General features: G+C 66.9%; 15 protein-coding genes. 8 read left to right on the forward strand and 7 right to left on the reverse strand.

Translation table 11 applies throughout. From position 1 onward, the window contains the following. On the forward strand, positions 1-1,889 hold a 1,889-nt coding region (locus Q7J26_RS05680), incomplete at its 5' end, for a glycoside hydrolase family 3 C-terminal domain-containing protein (protein ID WP_304935529.1). A gap of 166 nt (positions 1,890-2,055) precedes the next feature. On the opposite strand, the gene Q7J26_RS05685 is transcribed toward Q7J26_RS05680, so the two are convergent. Continuing rightward, on the reverse strand, positions 2,056-3,465 hold the full coding sequence (locus Q7J26_RS05685) for an SLC13 family permease (RefSeq protein ID WP_304935530.1): 1,410 nt from the start codon (positions 3,463-3,465) through the stop codon (positions 2,056-2,058). Positions 3,466-3,553: 88 nt separating this feature from the next. Between Q7J26_RS05685 and Q7J26_RS05690 the strand changes: the two genes are divergently transcribed. Beyond that, entirely contained in the window at positions 3,554-4,396 is an 843-nt protein-coding gene (locus Q7J26_RS05690) for a hypothetical protein (protein ID WP_304935531.1), read from the forward strand. 42 nt (positions 4,397-4,438) lie between these two features. Here Q7J26_RS05690 and Q7J26_RS05695 read toward each other — a convergent pair whose 3' ends face one another. Next, complete coding sequence (locus Q7J26_RS05695) at positions 4,439-4,909, reverse strand: MarR family winged helix-turn-helix transcriptional regulator (RefSeq protein ID WP_304935532.1); 471 nt, start codon at positions 4,907-4,909, stop codon at positions 4,439-4,441. A gap of 64 nt (positions 4,910-4,973) precedes the next feature. On the opposite strand from Q7J26_RS05695, the gene Q7J26_RS05700 reads away from it, so the two are divergent. The 3 genes from Q7J26_RS05700 to Q7J26_RS05710 are packed head-to-tail and all read left to right on the forward strand — an operon-like array spanning position 4,974 to position 9,646. Continuing rightward, a complete protein-coding gene (locus Q7J26_RS05700) occupies positions 4,974-6,749 on the forward strand; it encodes an N-acetylglutaminylglutamine amidotransferase (protein WP_304935533.1) in 1,776 nt (591 codons plus the stop codon). Beyond that, the gene (ngg, locus tag Q7J26_RS05705) at positions 6,739-8,508 is read left to right on the forward strand and encodes an N-acetylglutaminylglutamine synthetase (RefSeq protein ID WP_304935534.1); all 1,770 of its coding nucleotides are present in this window, start codon (positions 6,739-6,741) and stop codon (positions 8,506-8,508) included. Before Q7J26_RS05700 ends, ngg begins: the two co-directional genes overlap by 11 nt. Positions 8,509-8,518: 10 nt before the next feature. After that, positions 8,519-9,646: an osmoprotectant NAGGN system M42 family peptidase gene (locus tag Q7J26_RS05710; RefSeq protein ID WP_304935535.1), complete on the forward strand. Its 1,128-nt coding sequence runs from the start codon at positions 8,519-8,521 to the stop codon at positions 9,644-9,646. Between the two features lie 346 nt (positions 9,647-9,992). Here Q7J26_RS05710 and Q7J26_RS05715 read toward each other — a convergent pair whose 3' ends face one another. Both Q7J26_RS05715 and Q7J26_RS05720 read right to left on the reverse strand, forming a co-directional pair. Beyond that, positions 9,993-10,472, reverse strand: a complete 480-nt coding sequence (locus Q7J26_RS05715; protein ID WP_304935536.1) for a chemotaxis protein CheW — start codon at positions 10,470-10,472, stop codon at positions 9,993-9,995. 2 nt (positions 10,473-10,474) lie between these two features. Further along, a complete protein-coding gene (locus tag Q7J26_RS05720) occupies positions 10,475-12,448 on the reverse strand; it encodes a methyl-accepting chemotaxis protein (RefSeq protein WP_304935537.1) in 1,974 nt (657 codons plus the stop codon). Positions 12,449-12,849: 401 nt separating this feature from the next. Between Q7J26_RS05720 and Q7J26_RS05725 the strand changes: the two genes are divergently transcribed. Next, positions 12,850-13,824, forward strand: a complete 975-nt coding sequence (locus Q7J26_RS05725; protein WP_304935538.1) for a bile acid:sodium symporter family protein — start codon at positions 12,850-12,852, stop codon at positions 13,822-13,824. Here the strand turns inward: Q7J26_RS05725 and Q7J26_RS05730 are convergent. Then, entirely contained in the window at positions 13,817-14,227 is a 411-nt protein-coding gene (locus Q7J26_RS05730) for a hypothetical protein (RefSeq protein WP_304935539.1), read from the reverse strand. The genes Q7J26_RS05725 and Q7J26_RS05730 overlap by 8 nt on opposite strands. Before the next feature lie 92 nt (positions 14,228-14,319). Between Q7J26_RS05730 and Q7J26_RS05735 the strand changes: the two genes are divergently transcribed. Next, positions 14,320-15,057 carry a helix-turn-helix domain-containing protein gene (locus Q7J26_RS05735; protein ID WP_304935540.1) on the forward strand — a complete coding sequence of 246 codons (738 nt, stop codon included), beginning with the start codon at positions 14,320-14,322 and terminating at the stop codon, positions 15,055-15,057. A gap of 31 nt (positions 15,058-15,088) precedes the next feature. Here the strand turns inward: Q7J26_RS05735 and Q7J26_RS05740 are convergent, their stop codons facing one another. Next, a complete protein-coding gene (locus tag Q7J26_RS05740) occupies positions 15,089-16,741 on the reverse strand; it encodes an amino acid ABC transporter ATP-binding/permease protein (RefSeq protein ID WP_304935541.1) in 1,653 nt (550 codons plus the stop codon). A gap of 8 nt (positions 16,742-16,749) precedes the next feature. Further along, a complete protein-coding gene (gene cydD / locus Q7J26_RS05745) occupies positions 16,750-18,354 on the reverse strand; it encodes a thiol reductant ABC exporter subunit CydD (RefSeq protein ID WP_304935542.1) in 1,605 nt (534 codons plus the stop codon). Between the two features lie 198 nt (positions 18,355-18,552). Between cydD and Q7J26_RS05750 the strand changes: the two genes are divergently transcribed. Then, positions 18,553-20,145: a cytochrome ubiquinol oxidase subunit I gene (locus Q7J26_RS05750; protein ID WP_304935559.1), complete on the forward strand. Its 1,593-nt coding sequence runs from the start codon at positions 18,553-18,555 to the stop codon at positions 20,143-20,145. Positions 20,146-20,147: the final 2 nt, after the last annotated feature.

Here is a 20,147-nt window from a genome sequence, read left to right on the forward strand (position 1 = left end):
AACGCGCCCAGGCCATCGCCGCCAATGAGGCGCGGGCGAGCGGCATCCATTGGACCTTTGCGCCGATGCTCGACGTCACGCGCGATCCCCGTTGGGGCCGTATCGTCGAGGGCCCAGGGGAAGACCCCTATCTGGCCTCCGCCTTGGCCAGGGCGCAGGTTCGCGGCTTCCAGGGCGAAACGATCGGCGCGCCCGGGCATATCATTTCCGGGCCGAAGCATTTCGCCACCTACGGCGCTTCGGAGGGCGGCCGGGACTATGACGCCGTCCACGTGTCGGACAGCCAGTTCTACAACGTCTATCTGCCGCCGTTCGCGGCCGCGATCGACGCCGGCGCCGGCAATGTCATGAGCGCCTATATGGAGATCAACGACGTCCCTGCCGCCGCGAACAAGTGGCTTTTGACCGATGTCTTGCGGGACGATCTCGGCTTCAAGGGGTTCGTGGTCAGCGATGCGAACGGCGTGAAGAGCCTGGTCCCACAGGGGTTCGCCGTCGACGAGACGGACGCTGCGGTTCGCGCCATGAACGCCGGCAACGACATGGAGATGGCGCTGGGCGACGCCGCCTACGCCAACCTCGTCCAGGCGGTCCATGACGGTAAGGTGCCCGTGGCGGTTCTAGATGAGTCCGTGCGGCGCATCCTGGTCGCCAAGTTCAGAATGGGCCTGTTCGAAAACCCCTACGTCGACGCCTCCCTGACGGCGGGCGTGCTGGCCGACCCGGCGCACCGCACGGAGGCCCGGTCCGCCGCCGCCCGCTCGCTGGTGCTGATGAAGAACGAAGGCAAGGCCTTGCCGCTGAACCCTGCCGCGGGTCAGCGGATCGCCGTGATCGGCCCTATGGCGGACTCCAAGGACGACACCCTCGGCTCCTGGGTCTTCGCACACGATCCCAACGAGACGATCTCCATTTACGAGGGCATCCGCGATCGGGTCGGGACGAACGGCGTGGTTCAGACGGCGCCAGGCGTCGAGCTCAAACGGACCTTCCCGTCGCTGTTCGAAATCATGCCGGATCTGGCCAGGCTTCGTCCCCGACCGGCCGCCTGGACCGACGACCAGAAGCCCCAGGAGTTCGAACGCGCCGTGGAGCTTGCGCGTAACTCTGATGTGGTCGTGATGGTGCTGGGCGAAACCCAGCTGATGAGCGGCGAACAGGCGTCGCGGACGGACCTCACTCTGCCGGGAGAGCAGCAACGCCTGCTGGATACGGTGACTGCGCTCGGCAAACCCGTGGTCGTCGTTCTGATGAACGGGCGTCCGCTCGACATCGCCGAGGCCGCTGAGAAAGTTCCGGCGATCCTCGAGGTCTGGTACCCCGGCACAGAGGGTGGCGCGGCGGTGGCTGATGCTCTGTTCGGCGACGTCAATCCGGGCGGCAAGCTGCCCATGACCTGGCCCCGCAGCGTGGGTCAGATCCCGGTCTACTACTCGCAAGCCACGACCAAGGCGCCGGAAGACGCGGGCAAACGCTATTGGGACGTGCCGTCGACGCCGCTGTACGTCTTCGGCCATGGGCTCAGCTACACGACCTTCGCCTTCTCCGACCTGAAGGTCGCCCGGTCCACCGTCGGCATCGGCCAACCCATCGAGATCACCGCGACGGTGACCAATACCGGGGATCGTCCCGGCGACGAGGTGGCGCAACTGTACATCCACCAGAAATCAGGCCGCGCGACCCGACCGATACGCGAACTGAAGGGCTTCCAGCGCCTGACGCTGGCGCCCGGCGAAAGCCGCACCGTGACCTTCACCCTGGGCGAGGCGGAGCTGCGATACTGGAGCGCCGCTGACAGGGACTGGGTGGTCGATGCCGCCAAGTTCGACGTCTGGGTAGGCGGCGACTCCAACGCCGAACTGCATACAAGCTTCGAAGTCGTCCCCTGAACGGTTTTGCGAAGACAGGGACCGTCGGGCGGTCCCTGTCTTCTTCGAGGAGGGCTTTTGTCCGCATCACCATGGTCGAGAACCAGATGATGACGCACAACTTCACGACGTTCGCGACCCGTGCAGGCTTTGGGTGCGGAGGCGCGGCAAACGTCTTTGCTTCACCTTAGAACGGAAAGAAAACCGGGATCGCCACCATGGCCGCGACCCAGGTTACAAGGTTCAAGGGCAGGCCCACGCGGACGAAGTCCATGTAGCTGTAGCCGCCCATGTTGAAGACCAGCACATTGGTCTGATAGCCGAAGGGGGTCGCGAAGGCGGCCGAGGCGGCCATCATGACGCAGACCAGGAACGGTCGGGGATCGACGCCCAGGCTTTCGGCCAGGGCCACGGCGATGGGGGTGATCAACACGGCGACGGTGGCGTTGGACAAGAGCTCCGTCGCAAACAGCGTCACGCCGTAAAGCACGATCAGCGCGCCCAGAGGCCCCATAGGCCGGATCACGTCGATCAGCCGGTCCGCGCCGGCGGAGGCCAGGCAAGTCACCTCGATGGCGGTGCCGACCACCACCATGCCCGCGATCAGCAGCAGAATCTCGGGCCGAAGCCCGGCATAGGCCTCTTCGGGGGTGATCACCCTGAGCAGGATCAGCGCCACCGCCCCGGCGAAGGCCGAGGCCGCAATCGGAGCCCAGCCGAGCGCGGCGGACGCGATCACCAGGGCGAAGATCGCGAGGGAGACCAGTGCGGGCCGCAGCCGGAAGGGGCGATCGGCCGCGCCGAACAGGGCGACGTCGCCCAAATGGGCGTCGCCTGAACCGTCCGACTGATTGCGGGATTCCCCGAGGCGCGGCAGGCCGAAGGGCAGGGCGCGACGGCGTCGCCCGGCCGCCTCCGCCTCGGCGCGGCGTCGCGCGCCTTCCATCTCGGCCAGAAGGGCGGCCTGCGCCTCGTCCTTGGCCACCGACCGACCCAGTTGCCGGGCGCCGACGAAATAAAGCCACAGGCCGCCGATCACGGCGATGAACAGACCCACGGGCGTGATCTCGAACAGGCCGAAGACCGGCTGGCCCGCATTGCGCGCCATGTCGTTGACCAGCAGATTGGTCGAGGTGCCGATCAGAGTCAGCAGGCCGCCCATCACCGTCACATGGCTGAGGGGCATCAGGAACCGCTTGGGCGACAGATGCAGGGACTGGGCCACGTCGCGGATCACCGGCGCCGCCAGGACCACGACCGGCGTATTGTTCAGGAAACCGCCGACGCCCCCACACAGGCCGATGACGATCCAGATGCCCATGGCCCCGATCCGGGCCGCCAGTCGGGTGGCCTGGCGGATCAGCAGGCCCAACAGGCCCGACAGTTCGATGGCGTAGGCGATGACGAACAGGCCCGCCAGGGCGATGACGGCGGGACTGGCGAAGGCGCTCTGCACCTCGACCGGCCGCACCACCCCCAGCAACAGCAGGACGGCGGCTCCAGTCAGGGCGACGACATCGGCGCGAAGCTTGCCGTGGATCAGCACGCCGACCACGCCGATGAGCACCGCCAGGGCGGCGATCTGGTCGAAGGTCATGGCTCTGTGCAGACCGGTCTCAGCAGCTTTCGTCAACCTTTTTCGCGCGCTCGCCCCCGAAAGCGCGAACCCATGCTAGGGTGGGGTCATGCTGGAACCGACCGTGTCGCCTCGCCCGTCGGTCGTCGCGCTTGCGGCGTCCCTTGTTTTCCTCGCCGCCTGCCAGCGTGAGGAGGCCGCCCCCGTTCCGCCGCCGGCCCCGGCCGTCAGCGCGCCGCCGGTCGTCGCTGTCGGTCCCGCGCCGGTGCTGGACCGGGCCGGGCTCTTGCAGGCCATGGATGTCGCGGCCTCGGCCTATGCCGCCGGCAAGGATCCCGGCGGGGCCACCCTGGCCGGTCGCCGCTTCGTCATCCGTCAGGCCTTCGGTTGCGCTGGGTCGTCGCCGACGGTTCAGTCGTCGGTCGGAGCGCCGGCTGGCGACGGGCTGGCCGCCTGGTCCCGGATCGACAAGGGCAAAAGCCTGAGACTGACCTTGGCGCCGGCCGATTGGACGGGGTCGCCTATGCTCGCGGGCGGCGCCGACAGCTGGGAAGCGGCCGAGGGGTTCTGGCTGCCTCGCCCGTGGTTGCGCGCCGACGGCTGTCCGGGCGTTCTGAGCAATCCGGAAACGGACGACGCGGCGGCGGCCTCGCCCCAGACCGTCGGTCTGGCGGCCGTATTCGAGGAAGACGGCTCGCGCCTCGGCCGCCGCAATGGTCGGGCCTATGAGTTCACCGTCCGCGCCGAGGGCGATCAGGCCCCGGTCGCGCCGACGAACGGGTATCGGCTGGTGCTGGAGGGGCGGATGGCGGCCTTCGCCGACGGCCGCGCCATACGCTGTCGCGCCGACGGTCCTGATCAGCGCCCGGTCTGTATCGGCGCGGTTCAGCTTGACCGGGTCGCTTTTGAGGACGCCGAAGGCCAAGGGCTCAGCGAGTGGCGGCCGGGCTAAGGCCGGGCCCCGCCATCATCGGGCCATAGGGCAGGGCGGGAATTAATCTTCGGCGGCGGCGCTCCGGACGGACATCATCGTGGCGAGGCGATGTGCTGCGGCGGTCATGGTCTCTCGATCCGCTCGCGAAAGGCCTTCAAACCGGGTCGTGAAGTCCTGGCCCATCAGGCCGGGCGACGCCGCCAAAGCCTGGCGACCGGACTCGGTCAGGCGCGTATGAACCACACGTCGGTCAATGCTGGATCGATAACGGACGACCATCCCCTTGGCCTCCAGCTTGTCGAGAACGGCCACCACAGTGGGCGCCGACATGGAGACTTCGCGTGAAATGGCGCTGGTGCTCACCTCGCCCATCGCGCGGATCGATTGAAGCACCAGAAGTTGCGGCAGGGTCAGGCCTGTCAGCCGGGCGATCTCGCGCGAGCGGACGTCGATCGCCTGGGCGATCCGCCGCACCGAGCGGAGCAGGGACGTGGACAGGTCTTCAGTCGCGTCGGGAGAAATATCGCTCATCCGGTTGAACTCTTTCGTGTGCGAACCATTTGTACACGCTGCTTCCACAAATCAAGGAGGACCCATGTGCGGTCTTAGCGGCGAGATCAATTTCGACGGACGACCGGCCGACGCCGGCGCCGTTCAACGCATGACCGATGCGCTCTCGCCCCGTGGACCGGACGGGTCCGGCATAGTGATGCGCGGCCCCGTGGGCCTGGGGCATCGACGGCTGAAGATCATCGACCTGTCTGACGCGGCCGAGCAGCCGATGGTGGACGCCGATCTGGGCGTGACCCTGGCGTTCAACGGCTGCATCTACAACTATCCCGAACTGCGCGAAGAGCTGAAGGGGATGGGTTTCCGCTTCTTCTCGCATGGCGACACCGAGGTCATCATCAAGGCCTGGAAGGCTTGGGGCGAGGCCTGCGTCGAGCGGTTCAAGGGCATGTTCGCCTTCGTTCTGCATGAACGCGACACCGGCCGCACCGTGATCGCCCGCGACCGTTTCGGCATCAAGCCGCTGTATTTGGCCGAGAGCGGCAAGCGCCTGCGCTTCGCCTCGACCTTGCCGGCCCTGCTGGCGGCGGGCGACGTGGACAAGACCATCGATCCGGTCGGCCTGCACCACTACATGACCTTCCACGCCGTCGTTCCGCCGCCGCACACCATACTGAAGGGCGTGAAGAAGTTTCCGCCGGCGACGATCCGGGTGATCGAGGCGGACGGGACGGCGAAGGACCGGCTGTATTGGCAGCCTGACATGACCCGCCATGCCGAGGACGCCGCCCTGACGGCCGAGGACTGGCGCGACCGGGTTCTGGACAGTCTGCGCGAAGCCGTGAAGCGCCGCATGGTCGCGGACGTGCCGGTCGGGGTGCTGCTGTCGGGCGGGGTGGATTCCAGCCTGATCGTCGGCCTGCTGGCCGAGCTGGGCCAGACCGACCTGATGACCTTCTCGGTCGGCTTCGAGGAAGCCAACGGCGAGAAGGGCGACGAGTTCGTCTATTCGGACCTGATCGCCAAACACTATGGGACCAAGCACCACCAGATCTTCGTGCCGCACGCCCGTCTGATGGAGGCCCTTCCGGGCACCATCGGCGCCATGTCGGAACCGATGGTCAGCTACGACAATGTCGGCTTCTACCTGCTAAGCCAGGAAGTCTCCAAACATATCAAGGTGGTGCAGTCGGGGCAGGGGGCGGACGAGGTCTTCGCCGGCTATCACTGGTACCCGCCGATGCTGGAGACGACCGATCCGGTCGAGACCTACGCCAAGGCCTTCTTCGACCGCAGCCATGCGACGCTGAAGACCCAGTTGAACGGCGCATACATGGCCGACACCGACGTCAGCCGCGCCCTGGTCGAGGCCCATTTCGCGCAAGGCCGCGCCGCGACGCCGGTGGATCAGGCCCTGCGCCTGGACAGTCAGGTGATGCTGGTCGACGACCCGGTCAAGCGGGTCGACAATATGACCATGGCCTGGGGTCTTGAGGCGCGGGTGCCCTTCCTGGACCATGAACTGGTCGAACTGGCCGGCCGCATCCCGCCCGAACACAAACTATCGCAAGGCGGCAAGGGCGTGCTGAAGGAGGCGGCGCGTCTGGTGATCCCGTCCGAGGTCATCGACCGCAAGAAGGGCTATTTCCCCGTGCCGGCGCTGAAATACATCCAGGGTCCGTATCTGGACATGGTGCGCGAAGCCCTGACCAATCAGGCGGCGCGCGACCGCGGCCTGTTCGAGCCCGCCTATCTGGACACCCTTTTCGCCGATCCGACCGCGCACATCACGCCGCTGCGCGGTTCTGAGCTTTGGCAGGTGGCTGTTCTGGAACTGTGGATGCAGCAGCATGGCGTCTGACGCGCGTCCCGCCCGAACCAAGGCGCACCGGCTGAAGCGGTTGCGTCACGAGGGCCTGAAACCGCCGGTCCGCAACGGGGAGGGGCCGACGCAGGACGCCGTGCTGGATTGCGGCTGGGGACGTCTGTTGTTCGCCCAGACCTTCGCAACCGCCGAACCTCTCGTGGAGGCCTTACGGGCCGAGGGGCCGGACCGACGCGACATCGCCTTCTATGTCCGCAATCCGCATGTCCTTCTGGCCCAGGCGCCGCAGGAGTTGTTCCTGGATCCGTCGCACACCTATCGCCTGGATCTGGCCACCTATCGCGCCAGCCGCCGTCAGCCCCGCGGCTTCACGGTCAGGCGATTGACGTCCGAAATGGACGCCCAGGCCGTCAATGAGATCTACGCCAAGCGCAAGATGGTGCCGGTTCCGCCCGACTTCTTCTGGTCCCGACGCGATGATCGCAGCCTGACCTATTTTGTGGCCGAGGATGCGACGACGGGGACGGTGATCGGCACGGTGACCGGGGTCAATCATGTGCGCGCCTTCGACGACCCCGAGCAGGGTGCGTCCCTCTGGTGTCTCGCGGTCGATCCTCAGGCGACCCAGCCGGGAATCGGCGAGGCCCTGGTTCGGCGTCTCGCCGAACATTTCCGGACACAGGGTCTGGCGCACATGGACCTGTCGGTCATGCACGACAACGACCAGGCCATCGCCCTGTATGACAAGCTGGGGTTCCGCCGGGTCTCCTTCTTCGGGGTGAAGCGCAAGAACCCGATCAACGAGGCCCTGTTCGTCGGCCCGACCGACGACCACGATCTGAACCCCTATGCCCGGATCATCGTCAACGAGGCGCGCCGGCGCGGCATTCATACCGAGATCATCGACGCCGAGGGCGGCCTGTTTCGTCTGAACTGGGGCGGCCGTTCGGTGCGGTGCCGTGAAAGCCTGTCGGAACTGACCTCGGCCGTGGCGCTGAGCATCTGCGACGACAAGCGGATGACGCGGCGCATCGTCGAGGCGGCCGGCGTGCGCGTGCCCGAACGGATCGATCCCGAAGACCCGTCCGCCATCGACGCGGCCCTGGCTCGGCTAGGGGCGCTGGTGGTCAAACCCGCCAGGGGCGAACAGGGGCAGGGGGTCGCCGTCGGCCTGACGACCCCGCAGGCCGTGCAGACCGCCCTGACCCAGGCGCGTCGCATCTGTTCCGACGTGCTGATCGAGGAACAGGCGCCGGGCGAGGATCTGCGGCTGGTGGTTATCGATTACAAGGTCGTCGCCTGCGCCCTGCGTCGTCCGCCGCGCGTGATCGGCGACGGCCGTTCGACCCTGCGCGCCCTGATCGAACACCAGAGCCGCCGCCGCGCCGCCGCGACGGGCGGGGAATCGACCATTCCCATCGACGGCGAGACCGAACGCACCCTGGCCGAGGCCGGCTATGGTCTGGACGACGTGGCCCTAGACGGGGCCGAGGTTCTGGTGCGAAAGGCGGCCAATCTGCACCTGGGCGGCACCATCCATGATGTGACCGAAGAGGTGCATCCGGCCCTCATCCGCGCCGCCATCGCGGCCGCCCGCGCCATCGATATTCCCGTCACCGGCATCGACCTGATGGTGAAGTCGCCGCGCGAGCCGGACTATGTTTTCATCGAGGCCAATGAACGCCCCGGCCTGGCCAACCATGAGCCCCAGCCGACGGCCGAGCGTTTCGTCGATCTGCTCTTTCCCCTGTCCGCCCCGACCTCGGCGCGGGCCGTTCCAAGATCCGAAGCCTGAAGGAGGTCCTTTGGCCCGCCCCGCAATAGACCTCGACTACCTGAAGGCCCGCCTGGCCGACCTGCTGAATACGCCCAGCCCAACCGGCTACACCGACGAGGCCGTCTGGCTGCTGTGCCGCGAGCTGGAGCGGCTCGGTCTGGAGTATGAGCTGACCCGGCGCGGCGCCATTCGGGCCCGCCTGCCGGGGCGAGACCGCAAGCCCGCGCGAGCCATCGTGGCCCACGTCGACACCCTGGGCGCCCAGGTGAAGGCTGTGAAGGACAACGGCCGGCTGGAACTGGTCGCCATCGGCCATTGGTCGTCGCGTTTCGCCGAGGGCGCGCGGGCGACGATCTTTTCCGAGGGTGGAAGCTGGCGCGGGACCATCCTGCCGCTGAAGGCCTCGGGCCACACTTTCAACGAGGAGGTGGACACCCAGCCGGTCAGCTGGCGTCAGGTTGAACTGCGCATCGACGCCGTCACCCACGGCCGCGAGGACACCCTGGCCCTGGGCGTGGACGTCGGCGACATCGTCGCCATCGACCCCCAGCCCGAGTTCATGGACACCGGCTTCATCGTCTCGCGCCACCTGGACGACAAGGCGGGCGTGGCCACCCTGTTGGCGGCGCTGGAATGCATGATCCGCGAGGCGCGAACCCCGACGGTCGATACCTGGTGGCTGTTCACCATCGCCGAGGAGGTGGGGCTGGGCGCCTCGTCTGTTCTGATCCCGGACGTGGCGGCCATGGTCACGGTCGATAACGGCACCACGGCCCCCGGACAGAACTCGTCCGAGTTCGGGGTCACCATCGCCATGGCCGATCAGACCGGGCCATTCGATTGGCACCTGACCCGCAAACTGGTCCAACTGGCGCGCGACCACGCGATCCCGCATCAGAAGGACGTGTTCCGCTACTACCGTTCGGATTCCGCCTCGGCGCTTGAGGCGGGCGCGGACATTCGAACAGCCTTGGTGACCTTCGGCATCGACGCCAGTCACGGCTACGAGCGGATCCATGAAAGCGCGCTTGAGGACCTGGCGCGCCTGTTGGTGGCCTATGCTGAAAGCGAGGTCGAGATCCGCCGCGACGCCAAGCCGCTAAGCGGCGTCACAGGCTTTACGCACCAGCCGCTGGACGAAGAAAGCGGTTCGTAAGGGGCCATGGAATAGGGATGGAATGTCGCTAGTCGTGCAAGGGCGGTCTGCTCTTCGCGTGGTGCACTCCACACCATCAAGCCGCACTTTAGGGGCGACGTTCGATCTACCGGCGTCAAGGCCGTGCAGGACCGTCCGGACGTAGGCCGAATCAAATCGGTTCGTTCTGCGTATTTATGCAGGCCTCCAGGAAGCCATCGAAGACGATTCGTCGTCCGTCGCTTCGTGGACACCCGCGAAATGACAATGGTTACGAAGAGCTTTGGTCCAAGATCCTGAATGCGAAAAGCCCCCAGCTGGGCTGGGGCTGGGGCTGGGGACTTTGGGCAGGAGGCGGGGATTTAAACTAGGCGGCTATCAGGTGATCGACCGGCATGAGGGCGCTGACGACCAGACGGCTGAGCATCCGGCCGTCCATCGGAATGATGGCGTCCACGAACTGGTCGCTGGCTTGTGAGTCCATCGGCGGCGGGGCCTGAACCAGGGACCCGTCCACCATGAAGGTCTCCTGAACGGCGTCCACCAGCAGGCCCGCCAGCCGATCACCGTGCTGGACCACCACGATCACATGACGCGACGACGCCTCGGTCAGGCCCAGGCCGAGGCGATGGCGCAGGTCTAGGACCGGCATCACCACGCCGCGCAGGTTGATGACGCCCAGGACATAGGAGGGGGTCTGGGGCACCGGCGTCGCGGCCGCCCATCCTCGTATTTCGCGCACCATGCGGATGTCGATGCAGAACTCTTGTCCGCCGATTTCGAACGAGATCAGTTCCAGACTTTCCGCGCTGCGGTCGCCGTCGATCACGTCCAGTATTCCGCTCATGGTCAGAACTCCTCCCAGGCGTCGGCGTCGGGCGCCGCCGCGACAGCCAGGGCGGCTCCACCCCCGCCTGCGCCGGGTCGGACCAGGCTGGCGACCTTGGCTTGAAGCCGGGCCACAGGATTGCGGCTTGCGGCCGGTTGAGCGCTCGCGGGCTTGGCCGGTTCGATGCGGGGGGCCGATCCTCCCCCCTGGCCGGTTTCGAACCGCGTCACCAGCCGGGTCAGTTCATTGGCCTCGCTCTTTAGGTTGGAGGCGGCGGCGGTGGCCTGTTCCACCATGGCGGCGTTCTGCTGGGTGACCTGGTCCATCTGGTTGATGGCGACATTGACCTCGGCCAGGCCTGTGGCCTGTTCCTGCGAAGACTGGGCGATTTCCGAGATCAGGACGTCGATCTGTCCGACCTTGCCGACGATGTCGGTCAGGGCCTGGCCGGTGGCGCCGACCAGCTTGACCCCGCGCTCGACCTGAGAGGACGAGTTGGCGATCAGGGTCTTGATCTCCTTGGCCGCCTCGGCCGAGCGCTGGGCCAGGGCCCGGACTTCCTGGGCCACGACGGCGAAGCCGCGGCCGGCGTCCCCGGCGCGCGCCGCCTCCACCCCCGCGTTCAAGGCCAACAGGTTGGTCTGGAAGGCGATCTCGTCGATTACGCCGATGATGTTGGTGATCTCGTTGGCGCTCTTTTCGATCTCGGTCATGGCCGAGACCGCATCATGCATGATCTGACCGGACTGTTCGGCGTCCTGTTTGGCGCCCGAAGCGGCGGTCGAGACCTGGCGGGCGCCTTCTGCGCTGCGTTTCACCGTGGCGGTGATTTCGTCCAGGGCGGCGGCGGTCTCTTCCAGGCTGGCGGCCTGTTGCTCGGTGCGTCGCGATAGGTCGTCGGAAGCGGCTGCGATCTCGTCCGAGCCGCCGCGAATAGCGCCGGTCGAGCCCGAAATGGCGGTCATGGCCTCGCGTAGGCTGGCGATGGCCTTGTTGAAGTCGGACTTGATCTGGGCGTACTGGCCGGTGAACTCGGCATTGATCTGTGTCGTCAGGTCGCCTTGCGCGACCTTGGCCAGACTGGCGGCCAGGGCGCTGACCACCATGGCCTGTTCGGCCTCGGTCCGGCGGCGCTCCTCTTCGGACCGACCACGTTCGCTGTCGGCTTCAGCGCGCAGGCGTTCGGCGTCGCCGGCCATTTCGCGGGCCTTCAGGCCGTTGTCCTTGAATACCTGAACCGCCTTGGCCATCAGACCGACCTCGTCGCCGCGAGCCTGGCCGTCGACCTCGACCGCAAGATCTCCGGCGGCCAGGCGACGCATCCGCTCGGCCAACTGATTCAGCGGGCGGGTGATGCTGACGCCTGTCATCAGGATGGCGCCCCCGACGCCCAGAGCGGTGCCGATGACCGCGATGATCAGCAGTTGCCAGCGCGTACGGTTGGCGGTCGCAGTCATGGCGGCGGATTCCGCCTCGCCATCTTTGATCGATTCATTGACGATCTCGGTGTTTTTGGCGCCGAAAGCGATGACCTCGTCTAGGGCGAAAATCAGAGCTTGTGTCGCCTCTTCGTTGCGGTTTTGACTGCCCAGTTGGACGACCTTGTCGAGATCGGTCTTCAAGACCGTAGCCTCGCGAGACAGCGCCTGGATTTGTTCGGAGTGGTCAGGAAGCCCTTCGCGACCTTCCTTCAGATTGGCTTGCAACGCCGTGTAGGCGGCTTCGAAGTCTTCCTTCGCCTTGCGACCATCAGGAGAGGCGCCGTCCAGGAAGATGGTCATGGCGGCGTCAAACCCCATCTGGTTCGCGTTTCGATTGGCGCGGGCCATTTTTACCCGGGCCGGTCCGCGAACCTCGGTCAGAACCGAATAGGCCGTGTCGAGCGTCATCATCTGATGGCCGCCATAGACCGCTATGCCGATACAGATGGCGCCCAGCACCGCCATCATGGCCGCAATCTTGACGCCGATTTTCGTGTTTTCCAGAACCCGCACTTGTTTTCCCTCCGGCCCAGCGTAGTTTTGTTCGCGGGCGATGAAATCATGGTCTTAACAGTAAGGGGAAATACCTATGGTGAATTCCCTGTAGTTGACGCAAAACGATTACTTGATGAATACAGTGTATTCAGGTTGTGAAGTTATCGTTAAGCTCGTCTATGCCTCATGATTTCGTTCCGGGTTGGCGCCCGTTAATAGGATGCGTCGCATAGAACCGGACAGAAACAGCTTTGGACTGATCTTGCTCTGACGGGGACGTATAAGGCCCCTCACTGTCTCGAAAGGGCATGGTTCTCTTTAGCGACTGCCGCGCCTTGAGCCGCAGCAGGGGCGTTTCGCGCGCAAAAGGGACGGCGTGGGGCTTGCCGATTGACCGATGTGCGGCCTAGGTCCGGGCCATGAACGCCTTGCGCCGATGGATCGACCCCTATCTTCTGATGCTGATCGGCACGGTGGTCCTCGCCGCCCTGGTTCCGGCCCGAGGCGCGGGTGCGGACGTGGCAGAGGGGGCGGCGACGGCGGCCATCGCCCTGCTGTTCTTCCTGTACGGCGCGCGCCTGTCGCCCGGCGCCATCTGGGCGGGCCTGTCGCACTGGCGGCTGCAGGGGATGGTGCTGGCGTCCACCTTCCTGCTGTTCCCGCTTCTGGGGCTGGCGGTCTTCTGGGCGACGGGGCCGTGGATGGCTCAGGATCTGAGGATCGGCCTTTTCTATCTGTGCCTGCTGCCGTCGACGGTCCAATCCTCCATCGCCTTCACCGCCATCGCACGGGGCAATGTGCCGGCCGCCCTGTGCGCCGCCTCCGTCTCCAATCTGGCCGGGGTGGTGATTACGCCCCTGTTGGTGATGCTGCTGCTGCCCGTAGGCGGCGCGGGGGTGTCGCTGTCGTCCATCGAGAGCATCGCCCTGCAGATCCTGGCGCCCTTTATCGTGGGACAGGCCGCACGGCCCTTGATCGGCGCCTGGCTGATGCGGCACGGCCGTCTGACCTCGGCGGTGGATCGGGGTTCGATTCTGCTGGTGGTTTATGTCGCCTTCAGCGCCGGGGTGGTGTCTGGGGCCTGGAGCCGTCTGTCACATCTGGACTTGGGGCTGGTGGTGGTTCTGGACGTCCTGATCCTGGCGGCGGCCTTGGCGGTCACGACCATGGCCAGCCGTCGGCTGGGTTTCTCGCGTGAGGACGAGATCGCCATCGTCTTCTGCGGTTCGAAGAAGAGCATGGCCAGCGGCCTGCCCATGGCAGCCATCTTGTTCGCGGGCCAGAGCGTCAGCCTGATCGTCATTCCCCTGATGCTGTTCCACCAGATCCAGCTGTTCGCCTGCGCGGTCCTGGCGCGCCGCTACGCCCAGGCCGCGCAGGACGAGATCAGATGACGCGGTGAAGCACGGCGGCGTCGGCGATCTGGCGCATCACGGCGTCATAGCCCGGCGCGTCGATGCGGCTGGACAGGCCGATGGAACTGCACCCTCGGCGCGCCAGATCGCAGGCGGCGGCGACCAGCGGTTCGATCAGTTTTTCCGGCCGCAACAGATCGAAGGCGACCAGGGTATCGACCATGAACTGTCGCTCACCCGAGGGGGTCGTGGAGATGGAATAGGCCAGTATGGCCCGGACGCAGTCATTCGCTACAGCTGCGATGACCCCGCCGACAGCCGGCGCCGAATCCACGACGGCGCGCCAGGATTCCAGAGTCAGGCTGGGGTTCGCCATGTGGGCCAGCACATAGGCCTGGTCGGCTTCGTCGCTGTCGAGGCGGCGATACTGGAGGGCGCTCATTTCCGGCCCATTAGGCCATGGACGAAATGGCCGCCTTGATCTCCATCAATCCGTTTGCGTGTGTCGGTCGTCAGGCCTAACCTCAACGAACCATGCTCGAACTCAGATCCCTGCCTACGGACTGCGCCCAGCGCCGACAGGACTCGGTGTGTTCGACCTGTGGCGCGCGGGCCTTCAGCGTGTGCAGCAGTCTGGATCCGGCTGATCTGGCCGGGCTGGACTCCATCGCCGAGCGGGTGTCGCTGAAGGCGGGCGAGTCCCTGATCCGCGAGGGCGATCCGGCGGTCCACCTGTTCAACATCACATCTGGGTCGGTGCGAATCTACAAGCTGTTGCCGGATGGGCGGCGCCAGATCACGGGCTTCCTGTTCGCCGGCGACTTCGTCGGTCTGGCCACCGGTCAGGACTATGCGTTTTCGGGGGAGGCCATCGAGGATGCGACCCTGTGCCGGTTCCGCAAGACCGATTACCGCGCCCTGATCCGCGAGCGGCCGCTGCTGGAGGAGGCCCTGCTGGATCGGGCCACCCACGAGTTGGCGGCGGCGCAGAACCAGATGCTGTTGCTGGGCCGCAAGACGGCCCAGGAGCGGATCGCCTCCTTCCTGCTGGACCTGCCGACGCGCGATCCCTTGCGGCCATCGACCGAGGATCAGGTCCGACTGCCGATGACCCGGTCTGAAATCGCCGACTATCTGGGCCTGACCATCGAGACCGTCAGCCGGGTCCTGACCAAGTTGAAGACGACCGGCGTGATCCGCCTGTTGTCACTGAACGAACTGCGGATCGAACAGCCCGAACGCCTGCGCGACATCGCCGAAGGCGAAGCCTGAACCCCGTTTCCTCGGGCAGCGATAGCACCGTCTAGACCGGCGCCAGCTGGCGCGCGGCGCTCAGGCTGATTTTGCCGTCTTCGGCGATCCCTTCCACCCGGATCACCCGGTCGCACAACTCAGTCGGGGCGGGGCGGTGGCTGACGACAATCAGACCCTGGCCCGAGTGTTTCAGCCGCCGGTCGAGCGCGCTCAGCACCTGGACCTCGGTGGCCGGGTCCAGACCTTCGGTGGGTTCGTCCAGCACCAGCCAGGGCGCGGACCGCAGATAGGCGCGGGCCAGGCCCAACCGACGCCGCTCGCCGCCCGACAATCTCTCGCCGTTGGGGCCGACGCGGGCGTCCAGGCCGGCCGGATCGGCGCGGACCCGTTCGGCCAGGGCCGCATCCTCCAGCGCGCGCCACAGCGCCGTATCGTCGGCGGGGCCGGCCAGCAGCAGATTGTCGCGGATTGTGCCGTCGATCAGGCGGATGTCCTGGGCGGCGTAGGCGAACAGGGGGCGGCGGTCGTCCGGGGCGATGGCGGCGATGTCCAATCCCCCCAGCCGCGCCTCGTTCGGCAGGGCGTCGCGCAGGCCGACCAGACGTTCCGCCAGGGTGGTCTTGCCCGACCCGGATGGGCCGATCAGGCCCAGGCGCATCTGCGGAGCCAGATGGGCGCCATCCGCCGACAGGACTAGGCTGGCCTCAGAAGGGGCGGGCGAAGGCGCGAGCGAAGGGACCGAGGCCAGGGCGTCCAACCGGCGGGCGGCCTCCACGGCGGCGCCGTTCTGTTGCAGGGCGCCGACCAGTCCGGCGGCGGCTTCGATCCCCATGACGGCGGCCAGGGCGGCCAGGGCCGTCATCGGCAGGGAGGCCCCCAGGGTGGCGGGTACGACGGCGGCGACGGCCAGGCCGGTTACGGTGGCCTGCCAGGCGGCCATCCAGCCGCCGGCCTGGCTCAGGGCGATCTGGGCCCGGTCGAGACCGGAGGCGGCGTGGGCCGCCTCACTGGCCGCCCAGCGGTCCAGGCCATAGGCCTTCAGCTCCGGCGAGACGGCTTCGAGCGACGCCAGCCGATCCTTCAGACGGCCCGTGGCGATCTGAACCTCGCGCCCGGCCGGGGCGGCCAGACGACGGGCGATCAGCACCGAGCCCGCCGCGCTGAGGCCCATGGCGAGCAACAGCATCAGACCGGCCACAGGGCTGGCCATGCCGGCCAGAAGCGCGGCCGAGACGGCGCCGGCTCCAAGCGCCCAGGGCGCCGACAGACGCACGAACAGGGTCTGGACCGCGTCCACATCCTGAACCAGTCGGGCCGAAGCCTCGCCGGACGACAAGGCCAGGGCCTGGGCGGGCGGGGCGGCGGCGAGGGCGTCGAACAGTTGCGGGCGCAGCCGGGCCAGAGCCTTCAGCGCGGCCTCGTGCCCGGCGACCCGTTCGATATAGCGGGCGCCGGTGCGCAATATGGCCAGCAGGCGAATGGTGGCGCTGGGCATCATATAGTTGAAGGCCTGAACCGCCGCCGATCCGGCGACCCCGGCGATGGCCGCGCCGGTGATGAACCAGCCCGACAGACCCAGCAGACAGGTCGCGGCCACGGCGACGACGGCGCCCCCGGCTGCGGCGATGCGCAGGCGAGCGCGCTGGGCCTGACGCTGGGCCGCGATCAGTTCGCCGATGCGCGAGGGCGGGGTTTTGGTCATGGTCTTGGTCACAGGCGCACCACACGGTCGGCCATGGCCGCCACAGCAGCGGAATGAGTGGCGATCAGGGTCGTGCGGCCGCGCGTGGCCTGACGGATCAGGTCCAGCATGGCTTCTTCGGAGGCCGGGTCCAGATTGGCCGTCGGCTCGTCCAGCAACAGGATCGGCGCGCGTTTCAGAATGGCGCGGGCCAGGCCCAGCCGCCGCCGCTCGCCGCCCGACAGGCCGCCGCCGCGTTCGTCGAGGGGGCGGTCCAGATCGCCGAACAGGCCGGCTTCGCCTGCGGCGACCAGGATGCGGCCGGGACAGGCGGAGGGATCGGCCAGGCGGATATTGTCGCCCAGGCTGCCGGGCACGACGATGGGGTTCTGGCTGGCCCAGGCGATCTGGCCGGCGAAATCGCCCGCCTGGCTCAGGCGTGCGCCGCCGACCTCGACCTCGCCGGCGGTCAGGGGCGACAGGCCCAGGAACAGGTGCAGCAGGCTGGACTTGCCCGAGCCGCTGGCGCCGACCAGGGCGACGATCTGGCCGGGGCGGACCTCAAGATCGAAGTCGGCGATCACGGGAGCGGCGTCGCCATAGGCGATGGCGACCTTGGTGAAGCGGATCGCCGGCGCGTCCTCGTGCAGGATGTGGCGATCCCGCGGCGCGGCCTCAGGCGTGACGAGGGCGGGGACGGCGGACTCGGCGGCCTGGCGGTCATGATAGGCGGCGGCCAGTCGCCGCAGCGGCTGATAGACCTCGGGCGCCAGGGCCAGGACGAAGAAGGCGCGTGGCAGGTCCAGCGTCTCAGGCGCAGGGAAGGGCAGCAGTTTCAGCAGGTTGAAGCCGCAGTAGACGGCGATCAGGGCCACGGCCAGAGCCGAGAAGAACTCCAGCACGCCGGACGACAGGAAGGCGATCCGCATCACGCGGTTGGTGCGGCGCTCCAACTCGTCGGAGGCGCGGACGATTTCGGCGGTGGTGCGGGCGCGGGCGTCGAAGGCCAGGATCGCGGGCAGGGCGCGCACCCGATCGACGAACAGGCCGGACAGACGCTCCAGCGCCTGGAACTGACGACGGCTTTCGCCGGCCGCAGCCGTTCCGGCCAGGATCATGCCGAAGATGAAGGGCAGCAGGGTGAACAGAAATATGCCGGCCGAAAACGGGCTGGCGATGGCGGCGATGGCGATGATCAGCAGGGGCGACAGGCCCGCCGCCATCTTCAGCGGTGTAAATCGCGACACATAGCCGTCCAGCGCGCCGACGCCCTCGACCACGGCGGTCAGCCGGTCGTCGGACCGGCCGCCGCGCCCGAACAGATCGGCCAGCAGCCGATCACGCACGTCCGTCTTGATCGACCGGCCCAGACGCGAGCCGACAACCACCGCCGCCTGACCGATCAGGCCGCGCGCCATCAGGCTGAACACGGCCAGCAGCAGCCAGGGCAGGGCGGCCAGAGGCGATGATCCGAAGGTTGCGATCGTCATGGCCAGGCCGCCCGCGAAACCGACGGCGGGCGCCACGTCGGCGACGGCCAGAAGCCCCGCCAGCATCGTCAGCCGACGCCAGGGCGCGGCGGTCTGTTTCAGCCAGGCCGCAGGGGAGGAGGCTGTGATCGGCGCCGATGTCATTTCCAAACTCCAACCTCAGGGCGGGCCCCAAGGCCATTGGACAAACCGTCGTTGGTCGAAATGTCCAAGGACGATCAGTCCACTACGATCCACCGTGCAAGGGGGCTTTGATCGAAATCAAGGCGACCGCCCCGCCTTGGTTTTAGGGCGTACGAAACGTCGGTCGTCGGGGCCGGCTACAAGGAGCCTAGAGCCATGATCGACCTCGCGGTCGTCGACCTATCCAGGCTGCAGTTCGCGCTGACAGCCCTTTATCACTTCCTGTTCGTCCCCCTGACCCTGGGGCTGTCGTTCATGCTGGTCATCATGGAGTCGATCTATGTCATGACCCGCCGGCCGATCTGGCGAACCATCACCCGTTTCTGGGGGACGCTGTTCGGCATCAACTTCGTGCTGGGCGTCGCGACCGGGATCACCATGGAGTTCCAGTTCGGCATGAACTGGAGCTATTACAGCCACTATGTCGGCGACATCTTCGGGGCCCCTCTGGCCATCGAAGGGTTGATGGCCTTCTTCCTTGAAGCCACCTTCGTCGGACTGATGTTCTTCGGCTGGGAGAAGCTGAAGCCGTCGGCCCACCTGTTCGTCACCTTCATGGTGGCCCTGGGCACCAATCTGTCGGCCGTGTGGATCCTGATCGCCAACGGCTGGATGCAGAACCCGGTCGGCTCCGCCTTCAATCCCGACTCCATGCGTATGGAGGTCACGGACTTCATGGCCGTGGTCTTCAATCCGGTGGCCCAGGCCAAGTTCGTCCACACCGTCAGCGCCGGATACGTCTGCGCCTCGGTCTTCGTGCTGGGCGTCTCGGCCTTCTACCTGCTGCGGGGCAAGCATGTCGGCTTCGCCAAGCGGTCGATGACTGTGGCCTCGGCCTTCGGTCTGGCCGCATCCCTGTCCGTCGTCGTCCTGGGCGACCAGTCGGGCTACGCCCTGACCGACAACCAGAAGATGAAGCTCGCCGCGCTCGAAGCCATGTGGCACACCGAGCCCGCGCCCGCTGGTCTGACCCTGATCGGCATCCCCAGCATGAAGGATCGCGAGACCCACTACGGCGTTCATGTGCCGTGGGTCATGGGCCTGATCGCCACCCGCACCATCGACAAGCCGGTGGAAGGGATCTTCGAACTGGTCGCCACGGCCGAGACGCGGATCGAATCCGGCGTCATCGCCTATGACGCCCTGGAGAAGGTCAAGGCCAATCCGGCCGATCCTGTCGCTCGCGGCGTGTTCGAGACCCACCGTCGCGACCTGGGCTACGGCCTGCTGCTGAAGCGTCACGTCGCCGATCCGCGCATGGCCTCGCCAGAACTGATCCAGAAGACGGCGTGGGAAACAGTGCCGAACGTACCGGCCCTGTTCTGGAGCTTCCGCATCATGGCCGGCGTCGGCATGTTCATGATCCTGTTCTTCGCCACGGCCTTCTATCTCTGCACTGTGCGCAAGCATGACACCCGCTGGTTCCTGCGTCTGGCCGTCCTGTGCCTGCCGCTGCCCTGGGTGGCCATCGAGTTCGGCTGGATCCTGGCTGAGTTCGGGCGTCAGCCCTGGGCGGTCGAAGGCGTGCTGCCGACCTTCCTGGGCGCCTCGTCCCTGAGCGTGCCTCAGCTGTGGGCGACCATCATCGGCTTCACCGTCCTGTACGGCGCCCTGGCTGTGGTCGAGGTCCGGCTGATGCTCTTCGCCATCAAGAAGGGGCCGTTCCACGAGCAGGAACTGTTCGGTGAAACCACGCCTGAAACCCCGGCCCAATCGCCTGGCCCGCGCCCCGTCGCGCCCGCCGTGGCCTGACC

Origin of the sequence: Brevundimonas sp., from assembly GCF_030656255.1 — a bacterium.
Lineage (GTDB): Bacteria > Pseudomonadota > Alphaproteobacteria > Caulobacterales > Caulobacteraceae > Brevundimonas.